We start from the raw sequence: 22,615 nt of genomic DNA on the forward strand, positions 1-22,615 counted from the left end.
GGCGGGCGGGGCGTCGCCCGATGATGCAGTTTGGGGGCGATCCGGTGGGAATCCCGCGCAACGTTGCGGTGGGGTCAAGCGTCAGAGCAAATAGAACCATCACCGCGAGAGAACGGAAGCCGGTCACGCGCATGCGCTTCCGATACGTTTGAGCGGGTAGGGTTGCGTTGATTTTGTTGATACTCTCAAAGGGTATTTTGAACCACAGGCATTTGAAGCCGGGACCAAAACTGGTCACGGAGGCTGAAAAGAGGACGTATGGCGTTGGGCACCACATTGAAGACGACGGGCATGGTGATGGCAACAGTGCTCACACTGGCTATCGCAGGCGGAACCGCCGCAGCACAGGGCGGTCAGCAGAGCATCCCGGACGCTCCGCGGCCACAGACGCTGCCTGATCTCAACACTGTGACTCCCGTGGGCCAGGCGCTGCCTGCGACCCCTCCAGCGCAGGCGTCCACCCCTGCCGAAGACAAGGCCGCCGAAGCCCAGGCCGTGAAGGAGAACGGGGGGATCGCTCCCTCCGGCAAGTTGCCAACCTCGGCCACCAAGGAGCAGACGGAGGACGAGGACGGTCCGGTGCCCATGCCTACGGGCCCGGAGAGCTCTGCATCCATCATCCGGGTGCACGTCAACTTCGTGCAGGTCCCAGTCACGGTGAAGGACTCCAAAGGCAAGTTGTACCCCGGCCTGACGTGGCGCGACTTCCGGGTCTTCGAGAACGGTGTGCGCAAGAACATCACCTACTGGTCCTCGGATCCGTTCCCGATCTCTGTAGCGCTGGTCGTCGACCAGAGCGTGGACTTCCAGACGATGGAGAAGGTGAACACCTCGCTGCACGCTCTGCAGGGTGCGTTCACTCCATACGACGAGATGGCGGTCTTCACCTACAACAACGGTGTCACCGAGCAGACCAACTTCACCGCCGCGCAGAGTCAGCGTCTCGCCGTGGTGCTGGATCGCTCCAAGACCGCTGGACGCGACCAGGTCTGGTATGGAGCCGGCCCGCTTGGTCAGACGACCTACAAGAACGGCTTCGACGTCGATCCCAACACCAGCCCCACGCATTCGGCGGCTGGCAATGGGACGGTCTACCCGGAGAAGGAGTTCCACACCCTCAACGACGCGATCCTGACGGCTGCAGCGGCACTGGCGAAGACGCCGAACAATCGCCGCCGCGTTCTGTTCGTGATCTCCGACGGCAAGGAGTACGGCTCCAAGTCCAAGGAGAAGGACGTCATCAAGTTCCTGCAGGCGCACAGCATCGCGGTCTACGCCACGCTGGTGGGCGACTCCAGCGTTCCGGGCATGGGTTTCCTCGACCGCATCCACCTCCCGCTGACGATGCGAGACAACGTGTTGCCGCGCTATGCCGCCGCCACTGGCGGGCAGTGCGATCCGGAGTTCCGCCCCAAGGGGATCGAGGAGAGCTTCGCGAAGATCAGCGAAGAGGTCCGCTCGCAGTACACGCTCGGTTACTACTCGAACGAGAGCGTGCTGGACGGCAAGTACCGCACCGTCGAGGTGCGCGTCCTTCGGCCGAATCTGGAGATCATCTCCAAGAAGGGGTACTACCCCACGGCGAGCGCCAGCTCGATCACTCCGCCGTCGTCCAACGCGCCCACGCCCTAGTCAGGATGCCGTTTCCTTCCAATGCATTTGTAGCTCTCGCTGCCGCCGCCTCCTGGGGCGGCGGTGACTTTTCCGGCGGCATGGGCGCGAAGTACGCAGCCGAAGACGCGGGCGACGCCACGCGCGGCGCGCTGCGGGTGGTCATCGTGGGCCATGCCACGAGTCTCGCCGTGCTGCTGGCGGTTCTCTTCGCCCTGCATGCGGTGTGGCCGCTAGGCGCGCCCATGTACTGGGCCCTGGCGGCAGGCTCTGCCGCGGCAGTCTCCCTCACCGCGTTCTATATCGCGCTCTCACGCGGGGAAATGGGCGTCTCCGCTGCCCTAAGCGGACTGCTGGCGGCGGCCATTCCTGCGCTGGTCTCAGCCTTCGTGGAAGGCCGGCCCGGAGCCTTGACGATCGCTGGCTTCGTCCTGGCTGGCGCAGCCATCTGGGCCATCGCAGCGGGGCCTTCGCCGGAGAATGCCGACGGTGCCGCGGCAAAGGGCACGATGACCCTCGCGCTCATCGGCGGTGTGGGTTTCGGCTTCTATTTCACTGCGCTGAAGTTCGCGAACCCGTTAGGTGTGCTGGAGCCGATCGCGCTGGCCCGCTCCTCGAGCCTTGCAACCTGCCTTGTGCTCCTGGCCGGATATTCCATCTTCAGCAAGGCAAGGTCGCCGAAGCGATGGCTCAGCCGCAACGCGGTGGCCTGGGCCATGGGGATCGCGCTGCTGGATACGGGCGGTAACCTGCTCTTCGTGGCTTCCACGCGGCTGGGACGGTTGGACGTGGCGTCTGTGCTGGCGAGCCTGTATCCGGCAGGGACGATCCTGCTCGCGGCCTGGCGCCTGCACGAGCGGCCGACGCGAAGGCAGCTCGGCGGGATGCTGCTGGCTCTGGGCGCGGTGGTGATGATTACGTTGTAGGCGGGGCTAAGCCGCCGGTGTGGATTTCCAGCGTGAGAACGCCAGCACGTAGAGCGCGATGATGTTGGCCATGGGGACGAGCATCAGGAGCGAGAGCGCCGCTGGGAAGCCGGCCTTCTTGAAGATCATCCAGAACGGCAGGACGACCAGCGCGGAAAAAGGTAGCCCGAAGATCATCAGGATCAGCAGGTGCGCTGGCTGGAATAACTCGCCCATGGTGTAGACCTCTGCGTGGAATGAGCTACAAATAACCGAGCATTCCAAAGAAGTCCAGCAAATTCCTACTGGCTCTTCTTCCCGTAGCTCATCGAATCGGCATCCGGCGCACGCTTTTCGCGGTCGGTGCGGATCTTCACCTGCTTCGCTGCCGCCTTGGGGCTCTCCTTGCCCAGCTTGATGCCGCTGGGGTCGAAGGTGGCCACCGGGTACTCGAGCTTCATCGAGCTCAACGCATCGACGAGAATCTTCGAGATCGCGAGGTTGCGGTACCACTTGTGGTCGGCGGGGATGACGAACCACGGTGCGTGCTTCGGGCTGGTGTGGCGCAGGATCTCCTCGTAAGCCTGCTGATACTTCGGCCAGAAAGGCCGCTCCTCAAAGTCCGCGGGAGATAGCTTCCAGTGCTTGGAGGGCGTGTCGATGCGCTCCTGCAGGCGCTGGGTCTGCTCCCCGTGGGAGATGTGCAGGAAGAACTTGAGGATCACCACACCGTTGTCGGTAAGCGTCTGCTCCCACTCGTTGATGTCTTTGAAGCGGAGGCGGCGCTGCTTGTCGCTGAGCGTGCCATGGACCCAGGGTGAGAGCACATCCTCGTAGTGCGAGCGGTTGAAGATGCCGATCATGCCGCGCGGCGGCACCTGCGCGTGACAGCGCCACAGAAAATCATGCCGCGCCTCGATCGGCGTGGGCACCTTGAAGCTGGCGACCTGGCAGCCCTGCGGGTTCACGCCGGAGAAGATGTGCTTGATGGTGCCGTCCTTGCCGGCGGTGTCCATGCCTTGCAGCACCAGCAGAACGGACCTGGACTGAGCGGCGTAGAAGCGCTCCTGCAGGTCCTCGAGCCTGGTGCGGTGCTCGACGAAGACGGCCTGGGCGGCGCCTTCGTTGAGGCCGTCGTGCGCGCTCGTGGAGTGCGAGGACAAGCGGACCTTCGTATGCGGCTTGATCAGGTACGGGCTCTTCAGCTTCATTCAAAGAGAGATGCGAGATACGGGATGCGAGATGCGAGGGGAGGTGCGGGCGGATGTCCGGACGCAGAAAAGCCCGGCATCTGCCGGGCCTCTCGAAGAGCCTGATGTTTCGCCGCTGGATGCGGCTGGCCGCGCGGTTACGCGACGGGGGGCTTGGTTGCGTCTTCGGCCTTGGGAGTCACGACGTGTGCGGTCTCGCCGGGCTTGGCCGGATCCTCGGTAACGCCCTTCATGCCTTCCTTGAAGCCGCGCAGGCCTTCGCCCAGACCCTTACCGAGCTCCGGCAGCTTCTTGCCGCCGAACAGTACAAGCAGGATCACGCCGATCACGAGCAGATGTGTAGGCTGGAAAAGTTCACCCATAAAAAGACTCCGGGCCGCGCAGACGCGGACTCCGAACATTGTCGCACGTTTGGGGTTCAGCGGGCATGTGCGCTGCCGCACAGCGTTTTGCTTCGTCCAACAGGGCAAGAGTTAATCGTGCGAGATCGCCATACAGATGGCCGGATCGGGCCGAAGACGCCCGCGCCGGTATATCCTTGAGGCACGGACACCAAAGCTGGGCCGCCCTGTGGGCTGCTCGCGGTACAGGCAGGTTCGAAGGCGCCCCGGCGCTATTTTTTACGGCGCACACCACGAGGGCGCGGTTTGAGGACGATGCTGCACAAGACATTCATGCGTTCAGACACGGCGATGCGTAACACCACGAGCTCGCTGGCAACCAAGTTGACTTCGCGTAAAGCCGCGACCCTGCTGCTGGCCCTGGCCGGCGTGATTGGCGGCGCTGCGGGCGCCCAGGTTGTTGCTGCACCCGGCACGGCGCCCATGCAGCCCAAACCCGTGGCCCAGCTGACGGCCTACACCGGCCCCAAGTACAACAACCGCTATGAGCTCTTCGGCGGCCTCAGCTTCATGAACGGCCAGGCCGGACAGAATCTGCAGTCGAAGTACAACATGGGCGGCGGCGAAGGCCAGTTCACCTACTGGCTGGGCAAGGGGCCTGTAAGCCGCCTCGGTGTGCTTGGGGACTACCGCTTCGAAGCGGGCACCACGCCGACAATCCCGAATCCCGGCAATGCGCAGAACGTCCACCTTAACCGCGTGCTCGTCATGCAGCACGTCTTCTCGGGCGGCGTGGTCTATCGCGGCTTCAAGAATCGTTACTTCGCCATCGATTACCACGCACAGGCTGGCGCCTCGCACGGCATCTTCGACCACGCGACGCAGAACTACCCTGGCGGAAGCCCCGTCTCTGCCTGCCCCGCGCAGCAGACGGCAGGACAGACCGGCAACCTCGGCCTGTACTGCAACAGCACAGCTCCCTGGGGTGCGGTCGGTGGTTCGATCGACTTCAACCAGAGCAGCCGTTTCGCGGTGCGCCTCTCGCCGGACATGATCTTCGAGCACTTCGGCACCGAGACCCGCGAGTACTTCTCGCTCGGCGGTGGTATCCTGTGGCGCTTCGGCGCGCGGTAGGGAGAAGCGGTTTTCCGTTCTCCGTTGTCGCGAAGACCCTCCTCTGGAGGGTCTTCGTCTTTTCGAACGAAACATGAGAGCTAAGAGCTAAGAGCTGAGAACGGAAAACTGAGAACGGAAAACGGAGAAAGTCCAACCCCTCCCACCCTCGCCTCAATTTCCCGGCTTCTCCCACACCATGGCTTCAAACCGATGCCATGCCTGAAATCCGAGGCCTTCGTAGAGCTGTCGTGCGGGTCCATTGGACTCCGTCACCGTGAGCGACAGTGCCGTGTAGCGGCGTCGCAGCAGCACGCTGGCCACCTGCTGCAGCAGGAAGCGTCCCAGGCCCTTGTGGCGGGCGCCAGGGGCCACGCAGAGCTGCGTGATGTGCCCTGCGTCGTGGTCGACCCGGGAGCTGAGCACCATCGCCTCAATCCGCGGGATGCCATTCGCCGAAGCCGCATCCAGCAGCAGCCACGAATTGTCCGCATCGAAGACCCCGCAGCCGGGGAAGCGGATGATGTTGTGCAGGAAGCGCTCTGCGCCATGCAGCGTGCGGTACTGGTCGTTGATGCTGGCGTCGGTATGGCCTTCATAGCAGCGATGAATCAGCTGAGCTGCCTGCGTGGTGAAGCTCGTTCGCCAGGGCTCGAGATAGATTCCCGCAGGCACCGGAGGCGGCACGAACTGCTTGCCCAGCGGAGACTGCGCGAGATCGCACAGCATGAAGAGGCGCGGGTGGGCCTGGAATCCTCGCGAGAGAAACGGCGTGTGCAGCGACCCGGCGGGAAACATCAACAGCTGAGACTCGATGCGGTCGACGGCTGGCGTCGCTTCGAGGATCTCGATCAGGTGCATCAGCATGTTGTCGCAGATGGGGTTGATCTGCGATCCGGTCTCGGTAAAAGCGTACACGTCGCCGATGACAGCCTTTGCTGCCTCGTAGACCGCGAAGGCGTAGCCGATGACCCGCTTCGAGGAGTACGCCACCACGCCTGGCAGAATCCGGCTATCGAGGTACTCAAGCAGCAGGTCGGTCGACTGGGTGTAGTTCCAGTGCAGCCGCCTCTGCCATTGGGACGCTTCATCGCGCAGGAGGGGGCGAAGCTGCGCCGCCGAAAAGTGGCGCAGGTCGAGAATCTCCATTTGCGAGCCGGGGGACATGGTACCCATCGACTCTACAGGTTACGGACCGGATTGGCGATTGCCGATCGGCGGTTGGGGCTGTTACCGCGCGAGCGCTGCTATGGGCTGGCTACAGAGGAGCTGCTGCGGACGTCGCGGCTGCAGCGCTCACCTTGTACACGTTCAGTCCCTGAGGACCATAGGTAAACAGCTTCTGGTACGGACGGCCCTGCAGATAGTGGTCGATCTGGCTGGATTGCCGAATGGGCACGACCAGGATGTGTTCGCCTGCCGGGACCTCGCCACTGTAGTTCAGGATGCTCTGGTTCCGGTAAAACGCCAGGCCATAGACCATGTCGCGACGGACATCGAGGACGGCGACGGTCTGCTCGTGGGGGGTGAGCCCTGCGATCTCTTCGGCGAGAGGTCGCGCGGAGTAGTTCTCGTCGATCGTGCGGCCGTTGAGTCCCAGCAGGAACCACAGCAGGCAGCAGAGGGGAATCAGCGTGGCCAGGCGAAGCTTAGCGGGGCCACCGCGCCGCACCAGCACGATCACCAGGGCGGAAGCCAACACACCGCATACGGCGGCCTGGATAAAGAAGCGCGGCGCCGGCACGATCTTCTCGTACACCATGTACTGCGGGCAGAGCAGCAGCACGAAGGTCAGCACCCCGGTCAGGATCGCATGCGAGTTGAGCAGCCACTTCGGCATACCCGTGCGGCGGATGCGGTAGAGGTAATCGCCTGTGAGGATGGCCAGCGGCGGTATCGAGGGAAGGATGTAGCCCGGCAGCTTGGATCCCGCAAAAGAGAAGAAGAGGACCGGGAAGAGCGCCCACAGCACAAGGAACTCGGGGAAGGCATCACCTGCGCGAATGTGGCCCAGGTAGCGCTGCGGCTTGTGGCGCGACCGCCACTCCGCCAGCGAAATCTCGAGGCCATCCACCAGCGCCCGCAGGCCGACGGCCGTCCAGGGCATCAGTCCCAGCACCAGGACGATCAGGTAGTAGTACCAGGGTTGGTGATGCTGGTAGAGATTCGTGGTGTACCGCTCGATGTTGTGTTCCCAGAAGAACTCACGAACGAAGCTCGGATTGCGCCGCTGCACCGCGATGTACCAGGGCAACACCATCAGGAGGTACAGGAGGATGCCTGGGATCCAGATCGTTCGCTTGAGCGCGCTCCATTCCTTGCGCAGTCCCAGGAACAGGCACAGGATGCTCAGGATCATGAACGGAGCGACGGGGCCCTTCGCGAGCGTCGCCGCCGCGCCAAAAAAGTAGAGATCGAAGAGCCAGAACTTCTTGCCGGTCTCGTACCACGCATACCAGCCGAGCATGCCGGCACATAAGGGCGCTGCCAGCTGCATGTCCGTCGACGCCCCACGCGCGAATGCCACCATACCGACGCTGCTCACCATGATCAGCGCGGCGTCGAGGTGCCCGCCAGGACGGAATCGTCGCAGGTGCAGAAATGCCAGCAGGATGAGCACTGCCGTGGCGGTCGTGGACGGCAACCGGGCCGACCAGTCCGACACGCCGAACTCCTTGAAGAAGCCCATCGCGCGCCAGTAGTACAGGGCCGGCTTCTCGAGCCACGGTTTGCCGTAGAGGATCGGCGTAATCGTGCCGCCCACCAGGCACTCGTACGAGGCGTGGATCGCGCTCGGAGACAGGTTGTGCGGCGTGATCTTGGCGTGGACTTCGTGGCAGTCGATGGAGTGCTGCTCCAGCATCTCCCGTGCGATCTGCGCATAGCGGGGTTCGTCTGCCCCCACCAGGCCGACGCGATCGCCGCCAAACCAGGGGATCAGCCCGAACAGCAGGAAGTAGCCGCCCACCACCACCAGTACGAGGAATTCCCAGCCGGAGCGCCCAAGCTCGGTGGCCATCATGGAGCGAAGTCGGGCCATGGGACGCGCACTCGCTGCTGAGACGTCGGCGGGTTGGGAGGGGGCGTTCAAATGGGCCGGATAGGGTAGGGACAGGCGAACGTTGACCCACGACACGAGTTTCAGCGTCGTGGGTCAACGGTCCCAGAAACAGAATCGAGCTTAGGCTAACAGAGTTGAGCGCACAGAGGGGCAGGCCGCCTGAAGTGCGGCCACGATGCGGGCGGTAGCCCTGTCGGCCGGACCTTCCAGGGTGCAACCGCTGGCATTGCGGTGGCCCCCGCCTCCCAGCTCCTCCGCTACCCGGGCCACATCGATCTCGCCCTTGCTGCGAAGGCTCAGCCGGTAATGACGATCGTTGTCCGGCAGAGCGACCTCGCGGAGGAACGCTGCGGCGCGAACCCCAGCGATGCCAATCAGGTAGTTCACCACGCCTTCGCAGTCTTCCACCTGGGCGCCGGCCTGGCGCATCTCGTCCTCGGTGACCAGCGTCCAGGCCACCTCGCCGTCGATCTGCATGTTCGAGAGCGCGGAGCCCAGCAGCCGGATCTTGCCGACAGAGTTCGAATGATAGACCTGCTGGGCGATCCCGTTGGGATCGGCGCCACACTGGATCAGGTGCTCCGCGAGGGAGAACGTCGATGCCATGGTGCCTGCATGGGTAAACGCCGCGGTATCGGTCAGCACCGCAGTGTAGAGGCATGTGGCCATCGCGCAGGTGATGGGAATACCCATCGCCAGGGTCAGGTCGTAGATCATCGCGGCAACCGCGCAGGCCTTCATGTCGATCCAGTTGAAGTCCGCATAGTCGCGGCCGCTCTGGTGATGGTCGATGTTGACGACCATTCCCGGTCTCATCGCGGCAAAGCTGCGTGGATCAAATCCGGTGCGTTCCACCGAGTCGCACTCGAGAATCACGGCAACTTCAGGCGCAGCCGAGGGCAGAGCGTGAACGATGCGCTCCACTCCAGGTAGCGTGAGATATGTGTTGGGAATGGCGTCGGCGAAGGCGACTACCGAATGCTTTCCAAGCGCGTCAAGCAGATGCATCACTGCCAGGGAGGTACCGATGGCGTCGCCATCGGGCCGGGCGTGAGACGTAATGAAGAAGCTCTGATGGCGCGCAATGATCCTTTGCAGCTCGGCGATGGCGGATTCATTGGTCATGTGGGGTCTTCGAAGCAGGGCGTTACTTGGCCTTTGGAGTTGGGTCGCTGGTTGGGGTTGAGTCGCCTTTCGGAGCGGCCTTTTTAGCAGCCTTCCGGACGATCTTCTTACGGCGTTTTTCGATATTCTCGAAGACCTGGTCCAGACGGGCCCCGATCTTCTCCGAGCGGTCGATGGCAAAGCTGATCTCGGGAACATGGCGAACGCCCATGCGGTCGCGGATCTCCGTGCGGATGTAAGCGCGCGCGGCCATCAGGCCCTCGAGCGTGGAATCTTCCTCGTCCTCGTCACCATGGACGGCCACCAGCACCCGGCAGCTCTTGCCTCCGGGGGCGAGGATGACCTCCGTGACATGGCAGGATGCAATCCGGGGATCCGACAGCTCACCCTCGAGCATGGCGGTAATCTCTTCCCCGAAGGTGCTGGCCACTCGGCCGCGGTGATAATCTCTTGCGCGTTGAACAGGCATATAGACAGTGCAGGATAGCACTTGCCAGGCGGCGGGGGACTTGCTGCTTTTGGGTCAGGTACCGTTATCGTCGGGTACCGCAGCGTACCAAAACGGAGTTAACGTCGCGTTTTGCACACGGGATCGACAGCGTAACGGCTTGTCGCAACGCGGATTAGCCCTCCGGGAGCTCGACGTCCGCTTCGATGAAGCTGTCCACGATCTCGCAACCCAGCCCGTTGGCGATCCGCCGCGCCGCTTCTTCCACCTCACGCAGCTGACCCGCAAGGTAGGCGGACGATCCGGAGATTGCCGCCACGCCGATGGTGGCGCGGTTCCAGACCATCGCATCGTCCAGCTCTGCGACCGAGATGTTGAAGCCGTGCCGCAGCTTGTCCTTGAGCGAACGAACCGCCTGGCGGCGGTCTTTGAGCGACTGGGCGTGTTCGATGGCGAGTTCCAGCGTGAGCGAAGCGATGGGCATGGGGCGTGCCGCCACTGGCGGACAGTATCCTGTAGGGCGGGTATAGACATTGTTGTCCGAAAACACGTTCCTCCGCTTTGCCGTCGCTTCCTTCGCCGCCATCTCCTCCACCCAACTCCTTCCCGCACAGACTCCGTCTCCGACCTCCCCGTCTACGCCGCAACCTCCATCGTTGCGCGAAACCGTCGTCGTCCTCGGAGAGATTGAGCCGGTGACCATCGGCGAATCGGCGCGGCCCGTTGTCACGCTGGATCTCCTGCCGCTGGTCCAGGGGGACGTCGAGGACGCGCTGCGCACCGACGCTTCGGTGGACATTCAACAGCGGGCTCCGGGCGGCGTGATGAACGACGTCTCCATCCGCGGCGCTAGCTTTGAGCAGACGCTGGTGCTGCTCAACGGCCTGCGGCTGGATGATGTGGAGACCTCGCACTTCAACCTGGATCCGCCGGTGCCGCTGTTAGCGATTGTGGGGGCGGATGTGCTGCACGGCTCCGGCTCCACGCTCTACGGCTCGGACGCCATCGGCGGCGTCATCGATCTGCGAACTCGCAAGCCGGAGGGCGACTCGTTGCTCCTGCGCGCGGGTGGCGGCAGCTTCGCCAGCGACGAAGAGGGTGTGCTGGCGACGTTGGCCCGCACCCGATTCAGCGAGACGCTCGCTGCTGATCGCGCCCGCTCCGAAGGCTTCCAGTTCGACCGCGACTACCGCACGCAGGACGTAAGCAGCGAGAGCTGGTACAAGTCGGCCCTCGGCACCAGCGATCTGCTGCTTGCCGGGGATGAGCGGCTCTTTGGCGCGAACCTGTTCTTCGGCAACTATCCCTCGTGGGAGCGGACTAAGGGCTGGTTCGGCGCGCTCACGCAGCAGTTCAGCGAGCACACAACGGCCTCCGTGGCCTACCGTCGGCATACGGACGAGTTCGTCCTCTTCCGCTACCAGCCGTCGATCTACGAGAACAACCACATCGACCAGGGCTACGAGGGCTCAGTGCGTGACAGCCGAACGCTGCGGCATGGGCTGACGCTGCTCACGGGGCTCGACGAGACGACCGACCAGATTCACTCGACGAACCTTGGAGACCATGGACGCAATCGCGGCGCGGGGTATGGTGAACTGCAGTGGCATGGTGTGCGGGGCTCGCTCACCGGTGGGCTGCGCGAGGAGGTCTTCTCTGGTGGCCGAGTCGTCAGCTCGCCGATGGGCGAAGGGACGCTGCGTCTCGGCGAAGACTGGAAGCTGCGCGGGGCTGTGAGCTATGGCTTCCGCCTGCCGACGTTTCTCGACCTCTATTACAGCGATCCGACGACGGTGGGCAATGCAAAGCTCGCGCCGGAGTCGGCCTGGAACTATGAAGGCGGAGCGGACTGGTACCCCAGCGCGAAGCTCGCGGTGAGTGCCACGGTCTTTACGGCGCGGCAGAAGAACACCATCGACTACACACGGGCGAACTCCACGCAGCTTTGGCAGGCGACGAACCTCGGAGCACTGGCCTTCAGCGGCGTCGAGTCCCAGGTGGAGTGGCGCGCGACCAGCTCGCAGCAGCTGCGGTTCAGCTGGACGTATCTGCACGGCTCGCAGAGCGCCCTGGGCAGCCTGCAGTCGGAGTATGTCTTCAACTACCCGGTGAACAACGGCCGCGCGACCTGGCTGTGGCATGCGCGGCAGGGGCTGCTCTTGAGCACTCAGCTGGGTGTGTTGGAGCGCACGAAACTCGCGCCGGTGCCCTCGGCGCCATACGCGGTATGGGATCTTTCCATCGCGCGCGACAAGGGCCGCTGGCAGCCCTACGTCCGCGCCACGAACCTCAGCAGCACCGGCTACCAGGAGATTCAGGGGGTAGCGATGCCGCCACGAGCGGTGATGGCTGGTGTGCAGATCGTGCTTTCGCGCAAGTAGGTGTCACTCCGGTGATATACCCGTTCTTGTTCCCCTCAGTACAAGCCTCAAAGCAGGAGGAAGAGACGATGGCAGGTTCGCGGCGCGAGTTTCTGACCAAGGGCAGCATGGGAATCCTGGCTGCCGCTGTGGCGGTAGCTGGAACAGATGAGGCTGCGGCGCAGGTTTCGCAGACGCCGACTCCCGGCCAGCCTCCCGTTCCAAACAGTGCGCAGCCGGTCGGGCCCGCCGTTTCCGGCGCCACCTTCGCTGAGGCGGAGAAGCTGCAGCAGATCAGCTTTTCTCCCGCACAGTTAGAGGAGGCAGCTGCCGCGTGGCCGGTCGGCGTGGCGCCGATGATGGAGCGGCGCGTTGGGCCGCGCAAGGTTGTGCTGGGCGATGCGGATGCCCCAGCCACCATTTGGCGGCCGCAACTCGCGGCCGGAGAGCACCATCCAGAGCCCGTGCGGGAGCCGACACCCGTGCCCGTGAAGATGCTGCCAAAGCTCCCGGTTGCTGACGACGACATTGCCTTCGCCCCGGTGTGGCAGCTCTCTGGTTGGATTCGCACGAAGCAGATCACCTCCGAACGACTTACGCGGATTTATCTCGCAAGGCTCAAACGGTTCGATCCGCAGCTCAAGTGCGTCATCACGTTGTGCGAAGAGCATGCTTTGGAACAGGCTCGTGCGGCCGACGCCGAGATCGCAGCCGGGCACTATCGCGGCCCGTTGCATGGCATCCCGTGGGGCGCGAAGGACCTGCTCGATACGAAGGGGATTCGTACCACCTGGGGCGCGGAGTTCCTTCGCGACCGCGTGCCTGCCGAGGACGCCGCCGTTACTCGCATGCTGAATTACGCCGGTGCTGTGCTGGTTGCCAAACTCTCGCTGGGTGCGTTGGCGCTGAATGACATCTGGTTCGGCGGCCAGACGAAGAACCCGTGGAATCTGGACGAAGGGGCATCGGGCTCAAGTGCAGGTCCCGGAGCGGCTGTGGCTGCGGGGCTGGTTGGCTTTGCGATCGGCAGCGAGACGCAGGGGTCCATCATTTCGCCTAGCATGCGTTGTGGGGTCACGGGGCTGCGGCCCACCTTCGGTCGCGTGCCACGCACGGGAGCGATGACGCTGAGCTGGAGCTGCGACAAGCTTGGTCCCATGGCTCGCAGCGTCGATGACACGCTGACTGTGCTGCGGGCCATCACCACGACCGACAATCGGGACTTTGGCAATGTGCCCTTGCCGGTCGAGTTGCCACATGCCAGGCCGCTGCCCCTCACGCGAGTCGGCTACGTGGAGAAGTGGATGGCCGAGGCTACCGATGTCGATCGCCATGCGCTTGAGGTGCTGAAGAAGCTCGGCGTGCAGACGGTGCCGGTCACGCTGCCCGATCTGCCCTACGATTCGCTCAACGTCATCCTGCTGGCGGAGGCGGGAGCCGCCTTTGAGGCGGAGACGCTGGATGGCCGCGTCGAACAATTGAAGATGCAGACGCCGGATGCTTGGCCCAATACGTTCCGGCAGGCACGCTTTCTCAGCGCGGTGGATCTTGTCCAGGCCGATCGTTTGCGCCGCCGGGTCGCGGTGGAGATGGGCAACCTGTTCATGAAGTTCGATGTGCTTCTCGTCCCGAGCCTTCGCGATGAGCCGATGGTGATCTTCAATTTCACCGGGCACCCGAGTCTCACGCTGCGGGCGGGCTTCGTCGAGGTCACCGAAGAGCGGAGCGACTGGATGCCGGATCCGGCGCATCCGCTCAAGAAGTTTTCTCCGCCGCGCCGCGTGCCGCATGGCATCACACTTGTCGGGCCGCTCTTCGGCGAAGAAGTACTGGGGCAGATCGGCGCCGAGCTGGAACATGAGCTGGATGTAGCGGCTGAGCGGCCGAAGGGCTTTCAGTAACCGTGTTCCGCGCCTCGGACCTGGCTCAGCGTGGCAGCTGAAAACGTTGTCTAATGACTCTGGTTCCTCGAAACACATTCAGTGAGGGTTGTGCATGCGTGCAGTGATGTTGCTTGGTCTTGGCCTGGGTGTCGCTGTTGCAGGTAGCTCCATGTGTGCCCAGATCGCCCCACCGACGGCCCCCGGCCAGCGCACCTGCCCGGTCGAGAAGTACGCGAAGACCGTCGGCGACGGAGAGCATCTCGACACAGTAGCCATCCAGAAGGCCATCGACGACTGCGCAGCCAAGGGCGGCGGCGTGGTGGAGTTGCACGGCGCGCCCCTGTTCGTCAGCGGCCCGCTGGAGCTGAAGAGCCACATCACGCTGGAGATCGCCGAAGGCACCACGCTGGCCGGCAGCGAGAACCACGCGGACTACCCGGAAGCCGAGCTGCTTCACGAGCCCTCACTTCGCGGCCTGCTATGGGCGAAGGATGCCGAAGATATTGCCATCCGTGGCGGCGGTATCATCGACGGCCGTGGCCAGAGCTGGTGGCTTCATCCGCAGACTCCGCGCCCGCGCATGATCTTTTTCGACCACGTGAAGGGGCTCACGATGGAGAACATCACCGTCGAGAACTCGCCCATGTGGCAGATCACTGCCTACGAGAGCGAAAACCTGACCTTCCGCAACATGAAGATCCTCGCGCCTCTGCCTGCGGGCCACAACACGGACGGCATCGATCCCTTCAGCTCGAAGCACATCCTGATCGACCACGTCTTCATCGACACGGGTGACGACAACGTGGCGATTAAGAGCGGCCAGCCCGGCTCGGCGGGACCCAACGATCCCACGGTCGACGTAACCATCACCGACTGCACGTTCCTGCATGGCCACGGTCTCTCCATCGGCAGCGAGATCGCTGGTGGCGTGCAGCATGTCCGCGCGGAGCGCATCACGTTCAGCGGCACCACGCAGGGCATCCGCATCAAGAGCGGACGCGACCGCGGCGACGACATCGGCGACTTCATCTACTCTGACATCACGATGGAGAACGTCGGCACGGCCGTGCAGGTGACCGACTACTACGGCGGCCCCAAGGGCGGCGCAGCCGTCGTGGAGACGGCACCGGTCACACGCCTCACGCCGCACATCCACGACGTCACGATCCGCAATCTGAAGGTGACCTCCGCGAAGAACGGCCTCGAGGTCGAAGGTCTTCCGGAGGCTCCCATCAAGGGGCTAACATTCGACAACGTGACGATCACAGCGCAGAAGGCGGGTCGCGTGGCCTACGCCGACATCTCCGCGAAGGACCTGACGGTGACGGGCGCGGACGGCCAGCCGCTCACGATCGGCAAGGATGTCACAGGAATCAAATAGCTGGGCTAAATGCGAGAGACGAGATTCGAGATGCGATCGTCTCTCGCATCTTCTTCGCTTACTTCACCGGCCGCACACGCTGAGCCTGCACTGCCATCGAGGGCCGGGCGAGGCCGCGGATGCGGGCGAAGTCTGCCGCAAGGTGATTCGTCACCTGGGTCGCTGCGTAACCGGCTCCGGCGGCGAAACGCAGCAGGGGACCAAAGCTCGCAGCCGCAGCCGGTCCGACCAGGTACAGTCCCGGAACCGAAGTCTCGAAGCTGCGGCTCAGCACCGGAGCCCCGTACTTCTGGCGGTGAATCGAGGCCCGCAGATTTGCGGCAAGGAACCGATAGCGGTCCAGATCCGTCCGGTACCCTGTGCCAGAGATGATGTGCGACGTGGTGATCTCGCGCCGCTCACCCGCTTCGTTCGCCAGCTTCACGCGAACCATCTCCTCGCCGGACGGACCGGCAACGGCTTCGGCCTTCAGAACCGACCAGCCGCGCAGGATCGGCATCCTGCCTTCAATGCGTCCCTGAAGCGTAGACCCCCCGGCTGGGCCAAGGTGCTTGTAGACCAGCGCGCGGCGCAGCGGCGCCGGCAGAGCCTGGAAGACTCCAGGAAAGTTTGAGGACAACCATGACCGGAGACTCTCGCCGAGCGGCGAGGAAGGATGCCGCAACCGATACCACAGCGGCGTCTTGCCCTCAAACGCGGGCCGGTGGATGTGGATCTTCTGCGAGCGGGTCACGACGGTGGGGTGCGAGCCGATCTCGTTGAGGATCACCGCGGCGTTGAGCGAGCTTGCGCCGCGGCCCAGCACCAGTACCTCGCGTCCGCGGAATTGCTCGAACGTGCGGTGGTCAGCGGTGTGAGAAACGAGGCTGGCCGGCAAGTGCCGCAGCATCGGAGGAATCCACGAAAAGAGGCTTACGCCGGTCGCAAGGATGACGTGGCGAGCGAGGAAGCTCTCGCCGGTCTCCAGCGTCAGCCGGAAGGCCTTGCCTTCGGACTCGATATGCGTGACGTCGACCTCTTCAAGTTCAGGAACGAAGCGGTGCGCAAACTCCTGCCCATAAGCGATAAAGTCCTCGAGAGCAATGGGCACCGCGGTCGCGTGGTAGGGGCGGCCGGTAAGCCGCGCAAAGTCCTCCAGCGTAAAGGGGACCGAGCCGGCGGAGAGGTTCGAAGCGAATCCATCGGACTTGAGCTTCATGCCCACGGGCATCTGCGTCGCCCAGGAATGCATGGGCCGTCCGAAGATGCGGTGAGGCACGCCGGCCTCGCGCAGGTGGGCTGCGAGCGAAAGTCCATAGGGCCCCGCGCCGATGATGGCGGCGTGGAGGAACGACCCGGTATTGCGGTTCACGATCAAGCTCCGTCCTTTCGCGGCTCTGCGGACGCTTACGAAGATGAGAAATCCGTCGCTTCGGGGCCGCTATCCCCCGGATGAGTTATCCCCATTACGAACGGGTGCTGCGGCTCGCAAGAGGTGTTGGTATGGGACGTTCCCGCAGCGGATACCCCACCTTTGCGGGACAACGTGCACGGACTGTCGTGCGATAGACTCGACTTCGTTTCCATCACGGCGTCCTGCAGACGACTTGTCTAAGGGACTCGTTCAGAGGACCGGTTACAGAGGACCAGGGGATTGAGCACAAGCTCAGAAGATTCGAGCCGGCCGGGCAAGAGCAAAGTGCTGCTCCTGGCGGGAGCAAAGTGGGTGTCGACCGCCCGTTTGGTGCTGGCTCTGGCCTCCTTCGATTGCGACGTCGAACTCATGGCGCCCAAGTCCCACCCGGCAATCCGGGCTGGCGTCGTGAAGCGGGGATATCGATACGACGTATTACGACCTGTCGAAAGTATCCTCAAAGCGATCCGTGCGTCGCAACCCGACATCGTGATTCCTGTTGATGAGCTCACCGTCCTGCATCTGGAGGAGCTGCGGTCGGCTGCGGAGGTCAGCTCTGGCGAGGACCAGGAGGCGATCCGGCGCCTGCTGGCGACCAGCGGAGAGCGCGCTGAGACCACCGCCTTGGGCCGCTCGCGTCTGGCCCTGCTGACCCTGGCCGCGGGGCTGGGAGTCGCCACCCCCGACACCATTGCCGTTTCCTCGCCGCAGGAGCTTGCCGTCGCCGTGCGCGATCTGGGGCTGCCTCTGGCCCTCAAGGCTGACGCCACCTTCGGTGGCCGCGGGGTCCGCCTCGTCGCCACCGAAAGTGAGGCCGCGCGCGCCTGGGGCCGTCTCCATCGGGCATCGACGTTCCTCACCGCACTTAGGCGCGGTATCGTCTGGCACGACTGGAGCTACATCCGCGAATGGGCCAACGGCACCACACGCGACGTCGCTGCCCAGCGCCTGGTCCGTGGAACGGAACGAACCGCCATGGCCGTCGCCGTCGCTGGGGAATTAAGGGCTGCTGTCTGCCTGGAGGTGATTCAGACTGCGGAGTATCTCGGCCCCTCCAGCGTGCTTCGGATCGTCGAGGACGAGACCATGATGGAGGCTATCCGCAGCGTCGCGAAGGGCGCCAACGTCAGTGGCTTCTGCGGCTTCGACTTCATCGTCGACGAAGCGACCGGTACGCCTCTGCTGATCGAGATGAACCTTCGACCGACACAGCTCGCCCACCTTCCGCTGGGGCCTGGGCGGGATCTGGTTGCGGCTTACCTGAGGGGGATGCTCGGGCTCAACGTGGAAGATCGGCCAGCGGCTACCGCGCAGGACCTGATAGCCCTCTTCCCTCAGGAGCTTCTGCGGGATGCGGACAGCGAATGGACTCTAAAGGCTTACCACGATGTCCCATGGGACGTGCCTGAGCTGGTCCGGGAAGCACTGGACAGGAATGTGCCCGAGGTCATCGCGGCGGATAAGCGATATGGCGCTCGAGGATAGCGCTTCGCGTTAGCCGCTCCGCGGGCAGCCCTTTCGGGAGCGGCTTCGCCGTTAGGTCGTTAGCGCCTTCGCCCTCAGCTCGTTGTTGGTTCGCGTTGGCGGAAAGCGACCCTGACCGCGAAGCGGCTGACGGCAACGCCGCTATCCCGAAGGGCTAACGCGAAGCGCTGATCTCTTCAGTACGCCCCGCGCCGGCGCACCACCGCGGAGAACGTCCGCAGCAGGATCTTGATGTCCAGCAGCAGGCTCCAGCGGTCGATGTAGCGCAGGTCGAGCTTGATGAGGTTGTCGAAGTCCGACAGCGAGCGCCCGGAGACCTGCCAGAGGCCCGTAATTCCGGGCTTGACGGAGAAGCGGCGCATCAGCCACGCCTCGGAGAAGCGGCGCACATCACGCTCCGGCAGCGGCCTGGGGCCAACAAGCGACATCTCGCCCTTCACCACATTGAATAGCTGCGGCAGCTCGTCCAGCGAGGTCTTGCGGAGAAAGGATCCGACCTTCGTGACGCGGGGATCCTGCTTGATCTTGAAGGTGGGGCCGTCGTTCTCGTTCAGGTGCTCGAGCGCAGCCTGCCGTGCCTCGGCGTCCACCACCATGGAGCGGAACTTGATCATCCCGAACATCCGCTTGCCCAGCCCATAGCGCTGCTGGATGAAGAAGACCGGCCCGTTGCTGGTGAGCTTCACGGCGAGCGCAATGAGCAGTAGCACCGGGGCCAAAATCAGCAGGCCCAGCGATGCCAGAATGCGATCGAAGATGTTCTTGACCAGCAGGCGCTGGTCGCGGTGCACCATCTCCAGCACTACGCGATTGCCGTCCCCGGCGCCGACATGATGGTGCTTGGTCGCGGCGGCGGTGAAGAGGTCGAGGGAGTACTGCACCTCGATGCCTCCTCGCCCGCAAACGTTGATGATCTGTTCGATCTCGTTGAAATGGCTCTTGATGGGAAGCGCGATCAGCACTTCGTCCACCGGCAGCCGCATCAGCAGCATCTCCAGGTCGGAGACGTGGCCCAGATACGGCGCGAGGCCGTCGCACTCGGGCTGTGGCGTCGAGTCGACGTAGCCTTCCAGGTGATAGCGGAACTCCCGATCATCCGGAAGCTCCAGCGTCGCGCTGCGGGCGCGCATGCCTGTGCCGCAGATCAGCACCGTCCGTGGCTTGCGGAAGGCCGGGCGGATGTTTTCCTCGTAGGTGTAGACGCAGACCCGCGTCGCCAGCATCAGCGAGCACCCCAGGAACCAGAACAGGCAGGCGGAGGTAATCGGGTCGAGGTGCTGCGCTCCGGTGTGCAGGGGTAAGACTGCGACCAGGGTGCACAGCGCGGCGCTCAGCGGCACCTTCACCATCACCGAGGTCAGGGTGCGGGTCAGCCGCGGGTGATACAGCCCCGTCAGCCAGAAGATGAGTCTCCACGTAAGCAGGAGAGCCAGCACGGCCAGCAGGTTGTGAACCGATATGCGTAGCTGGAGGAAGCTGCCGAGGCTTCCGTCGTGGTGAATGGCGAAGCTGTAAGCTGTTGCGAACAGGGCGGCGCACAGGCTGGCCTGGTCGAACAGTCGCACCAGGGGGGAGGCCAGTTGCCGGACGAGAGGCGGCACGGCGGGCGCACGGCCGTCGAAGTCGCCGGGCAGAACGGGTGCCAGCGGGGCGGAACGGGGCGACGTCCGCATCCGGCTCGTGCCGGACGAAGCCTGATGGATAGCCTCGAAGGTCTCTTCCGCCATAAGAGAACAGCTTTCATCGGCCGCTGAGGCCGAGGACTGAGTGAGTGGTACAAGAGGCCCGGGTGAGCTCTCGAATGAAGTTGGTCTCAATCTACCCCTTCAATTGCCGAAGCGTAAGCCTCTAACGGGGACAGCGAAATTCGTCTTTGGTGTTACGACAATTTTAGTCGTACTACCTTTGCCTGCACGAAAGAATGATATTCCTTGCTAACGGTGTAGCGTCGATCCGGGTTTCTCACCGGTTTTCCTCCGCAATCGTCGGCTTTGTTCCCGGAATTCAAGGTAAAGAGGTTGGTACACTGGTGCGGGCAGCGAGAAGATACTGGACGAAACGGCAGCCTGTTCGCGTAAGTAACGCAAAATGAACAGTTACGCTCCGCCAAAGATGCGACAGATCGTCACCGAGGCCGTCTTCCGGCGGCGGCGCATCTTCCTGTTCACCATATACATCGTGGTTGGCGCGGTTCTTCTCCTCACGCTGCTCATGCACCGGAAGTACCAGGCGGAAGCCAAGTTGATGGTGCAGAATCTCCGTGCGCAGGCGCCGTTGACCACCAGCCCTGCCGAGCACCTCGTCCAGGCCAACGACGTCTCGACGACCGAGATCAACAACGAGGTCGACCTGCTGACCAGCACCGGCGTCGCCCGCCGCGCGCTCGGCCTCGATCCCCAGGGGACCAGTACGCGGGATGAAGAGAAGAGCATCTCCACGCTGGAACGTCATCTCAAGGTCGACCCCGTCCACCAGAGCAGCGTCATCGACATTTCTCTGATCGATAACTCCCCCGAAGAAGCCCGCGACCAGCTGCAGAAGATCATTGACGCCTATTTCGCCGATCGCGGCGATGCGGCTCGTTCCAGCGGTGCGGCGGAGTTCTTCGACCAGCAGGTGAAGGAGAAGGCCCGCCAGCTCGACGAGGATCAGCAGGAGCTGACACAGTTTGAGGTCGACCACCAGATCTCCGATCTGGAAGACCAGATCAAGCTGCAGACGCAGCGCGTCGGCGGGCTGCAGGACCAGCTGTCGCAGGCGGACGCGATGCTGGCCCGCCAGCAGAGCTCCCGTGCCGCGCAGCAGCGCGAGCTGGACAAGACCCCCCAGCGTTCCCGCACGACGGTCCGGACGATTACCAACCAGTACTCGCAGGAGCGCCTGAATACTGAGCTGGTAGACCTCGAGAACCGCCGCACCGAGCTGCTCAAACGCTACCCCGCCACTGACCGCCAGGTGCTGGAGATCGACGAGAAGATCGAGACCACCAAGGATGCGGTGCAGGCGGCGGCGAAGAACCCCGCCGGCGAGACGGCCACGGACGTTAACCCCGTCTACCAGCAGCTCAGCTCAGCCATGGCGACTTCGACGGCGGAGGTCAGCGGTACGGTGGCGGCGCGCGCCCAGCTGGGAGAGCAGGTCAAGAACGCAAAGGCCCGCCTCGATGAACTGGAGCAGGCTACCACCGAGTACAACGGCCTCAAGCGCAAGCTCGCCCAGGCCCAGGACGACTACAAGGTCTACGCCCAGAAGCGCGATGAAGCGCGCATCTCCGACGCGCTGGACAAGGCGAAGATGTTCGACGTGGCGCTCGTCCAGGCTCCCATCGCGTCTCCGGATCCCGTGCGGCCAAAGCCGGTCCTGTATCTCGCGGCGGGTCTTGCCTTTGCGATCCTGCTGGGGACGCTGCTCGCGGTCTACGCGGATACCTCCACCGAGCAGGTCTACTCGCCCGCCAGGCTCGACGAACTCACCGGCATGCGCACCATCGCCACCTTTGCTGACGAGGATGACCACGATGGTGCGAAGGACGGCAATGGTGTCGAGTACCGGCGCGTTCTCGTCGCAATCCGGGGAGGTCTCGGCGCCGATCAGGATGGCTCGGGCGCCAGTGCGCACTTCGCTCCCGTGGCTTCAGTCGACGGCAGCGAAGGAGCTTCGGGCTGGGCCGCCGCCATCGCGCCCGCGCAGCGCAGGACAGCGAATGCCACGGCAAGCGGCCACGACGAGGCTGTGGCGCTGGGCAAGGGCAAGCCTGCTGGGTACGCTGTGGCCTTCCTCTCTGCGCTCTCAGGCGAAGGCACCTCCTACGTCGTCCGCAATCTTGCCACGGAGGCCTCACGCCAGGCCTCGAGCCGCGTGGCCATCATGGATATGGGCAAGCTGCTCAAGCACTTCGAGGCCGAGGAGGATGTCAGCTTCGGCCTGAAGTACGACTCCAGCAAGCTCTGCTGGGTGCTGGCCACAAACGGCGAGCTGGGCTCTCGTCCACGCCAGCGCGGAGCGACCCAGGGCCAGTTCTCGGCACGGCTTCGCCCGCTCATGATCGAGGCCCGGCGCGAGTTCGACTTCATCTTTCTCGACTGCCCCAGCCTGCAGGCCTCCACGCTCGCCAGCGAGCTAGCCCTCTGCATCGACGGTTACGTCGGCGTCGTCGCTGCCGGGCAGTCGCGCAAACAGAATCTCGAGCAGCTGCAGGCGATGTTCGGCTCCACGCGGGTTCCGTTGCTCGGCTATGTTTTGAATCGCCGCCGCTACGCTGTTCCGGGCTGGCTGCACAAGCTGTTGTTCTAGGAACT

General features: G+C 63.8%; 18 protein-coding genes. 8 read left to right on the forward strand and 10 right to left on the reverse strand.

The window, feature by feature from the left end:
- Nucleotides 1–258: 258 nt before the first annotated feature.
- Together C4S68_RS07610 and C4S68_RS07615 are read left to right on the forward strand one after the other, a co-directional pair.
- Complete coding sequence (locus C4S68_RS07610) at nucleotides 259–1,632, forward strand: VWA domain-containing protein (protein WP_235011444.1); 1,374 nt, start codon at nucleotides 259–261, stop codon at nucleotides 1,630–1,632.
- 5 nt (nucleotides 1,633–1,637) lie between these two features.
- The gene (locus tag C4S68_RS07615; RefSeq protein WP_103932459.1) at nucleotides 1,638–2,537 is read left to right on the forward strand and encodes a DMT family transporter; all 900 of its coding nucleotides are present in this window, start codon (nucleotides 1,638–1,640) and stop codon (nucleotides 2,535–2,537) included.
- Between the two features lie 6 nt (nucleotides 2,538–2,543).
- Here C4S68_RS07615 and C4S68_RS07620 read toward each other — a convergent pair whose 3' ends face one another.
- The 3 genes from C4S68_RS07620 to C4S68_RS07630 form a co-directional block, all read right to left on the reverse strand.
- Nucleotides 2,544–2,753, reverse strand: a complete 210-nt coding sequence (locus C4S68_RS07620; RefSeq protein WP_103932460.1) for a hypothetical protein — start codon at nucleotides 2,751–2,753, stop codon at nucleotides 2,544–2,546.
- A 65-nt stretch (nucleotides 2,754–2,818) separates the two neighbouring features.
- Nucleotides 2,819–3,727: a polyphosphate kinase 2 family protein gene (locus C4S68_RS07625; RefSeq protein WP_103932461.1), complete on the reverse strand. Its 909-nt coding sequence runs from the start codon at nucleotides 3,725–3,727 to the stop codon at nucleotides 2,819–2,821.
- A gap of 137 nt (nucleotides 3,728–3,864) precedes the next feature.
- On the reverse strand, nucleotides 3,865–4,089 hold the full coding sequence (locus C4S68_RS07630) for a Sec-independent protein translocase subunit TatA/TatB (RefSeq protein ID WP_103932462.1): 225 nt from the start codon (nucleotides 4,087–4,089) through the stop codon (nucleotides 3,865–3,867).
- A 294-nt stretch (nucleotides 4,090–4,383) separates the two neighbouring features.
- Here C4S68_RS07630 and C4S68_RS07635 point away from each other — a divergent pair, with 294 nt between their 5' ends.
- Complete coding sequence (locus C4S68_RS07635; protein WP_103932463.1) at nucleotides 4,384–5,202, forward strand: hypothetical protein; 819 nt, start codon at nucleotides 4,384–4,386, stop codon at nucleotides 5,200–5,202.
- Between the two features lie 153 nt (nucleotides 5,203–5,355).
- Here the strand turns inward: C4S68_RS07635 and C4S68_RS07640 are convergent, their stop codons facing one another.
- The 5 genes from C4S68_RS07640 to C4S68_RS07660 form a co-directional block, all read right to left on the reverse strand.
- Nucleotides 5,356–6,357: a GNAT family N-acetyltransferase gene (locus C4S68_RS07640; protein WP_235011445.1), complete on the reverse strand. Its 1,002-nt coding sequence runs from the start codon at nucleotides 6,355–6,357 to the stop codon at nucleotides 5,356–5,358.
- An 82-nt stretch (nucleotides 6,358–6,439) separates the two neighbouring features.
- Nucleotides 6,440–8,221 (reverse strand): ArnT family glycosyltransferase, encoded by a 1,782-nt coding sequence (locus C4S68_RS07645; RefSeq protein ID WP_103932465.1) that lies wholly within the window; start codon nucleotides 8,219–8,221, stop codon nucleotides 6,440–6,442.
- 141 nt (nucleotides 8,222–8,362) lie between these two features.
- Nucleotides 8,363–9,367 carry a DHH family phosphoesterase gene (locus C4S68_RS07650; protein ID WP_103932466.1) on the reverse strand — a complete coding sequence of 335 codons (1,005 nt, stop codon included), beginning with the start codon at nucleotides 9,365–9,367 and terminating at the stop codon, nucleotides 8,363–8,365.
- Nucleotides 9,368–9,389: 22 nt separating this feature from the next.
- On the reverse strand, nucleotides 9,390–9,836 hold the full coding sequence (gene rbfA / locus C4S68_RS07655; protein ID WP_103932467.1) for a 30S ribosome-binding factor RbfA: 447 nt from the start codon (nucleotides 9,834–9,836) through the stop codon (nucleotides 9,390–9,392).
- 154 nt (nucleotides 9,837–9,990) lie between these two features.
- Nucleotides 9,991–10,299: a DUF503 domain-containing protein gene (locus tag C4S68_RS07660; protein ID WP_103932468.1), complete on the reverse strand. Its 309-nt coding sequence runs from the start codon at nucleotides 10,297–10,299 to the stop codon at nucleotides 9,991–9,993.
- A 52-nt stretch (nucleotides 10,300–10,351) separates the two neighbouring features.
- Here C4S68_RS07660 and C4S68_RS07665 point away from each other — a divergent pair, with 52 nt between their 5' ends.
- The 3 genes from C4S68_RS07665 to C4S68_RS07675 all read left to right on the forward strand — a co-directional run bounded on the left by C4S68_RS07665 (nucleotide 10,352) and on the right by C4S68_RS07675 (nucleotide 15,439).
- Entirely contained in the window at nucleotides 10,352–12,196 is a 1,845-nt protein-coding gene (locus tag C4S68_RS07665) for a TonB-dependent receptor plug domain-containing protein (RefSeq protein WP_235011446.1), read from the forward strand.
- Nucleotides 12,197–12,264: 68 nt separating this feature from the next.
- On the forward strand, nucleotides 12,265–14,076 hold the full coding sequence (locus C4S68_RS07670; RefSeq protein ID WP_103932469.1) for an amidase: 1,812 nt from the start codon (nucleotides 12,265–12,267) through the stop codon (nucleotides 14,074–14,076).
- Between the two features lie 94 nt (nucleotides 14,077–14,170).
- A complete protein-coding gene (locus C4S68_RS07675; RefSeq protein ID WP_103932470.1) occupies nucleotides 14,171–15,439 on the forward strand; it encodes a glycoside hydrolase family 28 protein in 1,269 nt (422 codons plus the stop codon).
- A 58-nt stretch (nucleotides 15,440–15,497) separates the two neighbouring features.
- On the opposite strand, the gene C4S68_RS07680 is transcribed toward C4S68_RS07675, so the two are convergent.
- A complete protein-coding gene (locus C4S68_RS07680; RefSeq protein ID WP_160115052.1) occupies nucleotides 15,498–16,790 on the reverse strand; it encodes an NAD(P)-binding domain-containing protein in 1,293 nt (430 codons plus the stop codon).
- Nucleotides 16,791–17,072: 282 nt separating this feature from the next.
- Between C4S68_RS07680 and C4S68_RS07685 the strand changes: the two genes are divergently transcribed.
- A complete protein-coding gene (locus tag C4S68_RS07685; RefSeq protein WP_146072068.1) occupies nucleotides 17,073–18,317 on the forward strand; it encodes an ATP-binding protein in 1,245 nt (414 codons plus the stop codon).
- Between the two features lie 176 nt (nucleotides 18,318–18,493).
- Here C4S68_RS07685 and C4S68_RS07690 read toward each other — a convergent pair whose 3' ends face one another.
- Nucleotides 18,494–20,044: a sugar transferase gene (locus C4S68_RS07690; RefSeq protein WP_103932473.1), complete on the reverse strand. Its 1,551-nt coding sequence runs from the start codon at nucleotides 20,042–20,044 to the stop codon at nucleotides 18,494–18,496.
- 361 nt (nucleotides 20,045–20,405) lie between these two features.
- Between C4S68_RS07690 and C4S68_RS07695 the strand changes: the two genes are divergently transcribed.
- The gene (locus tag C4S68_RS07695) at nucleotides 20,406–22,610 is read left to right on the forward strand and encodes an exopolysaccharide transport family protein (protein ID WP_103932474.1); all 2,205 of its coding nucleotides are present in this window, start codon (nucleotides 20,406–20,408) and stop codon (nucleotides 22,608–22,610) included.
- The last annotated feature ends 5 nt before the right edge of the window (nucleotides 22,611–22,615 follow it).

Origin of the sequence: Bryocella elongata, assembly GCF_900108185.1 — a bacterium.
Classification (GTDB): domain Bacteria; phylum Acidobacteriota; class Terriglobia; order Terriglobales; family Acidobacteriaceae; genus Granulicella; species Granulicella elongata.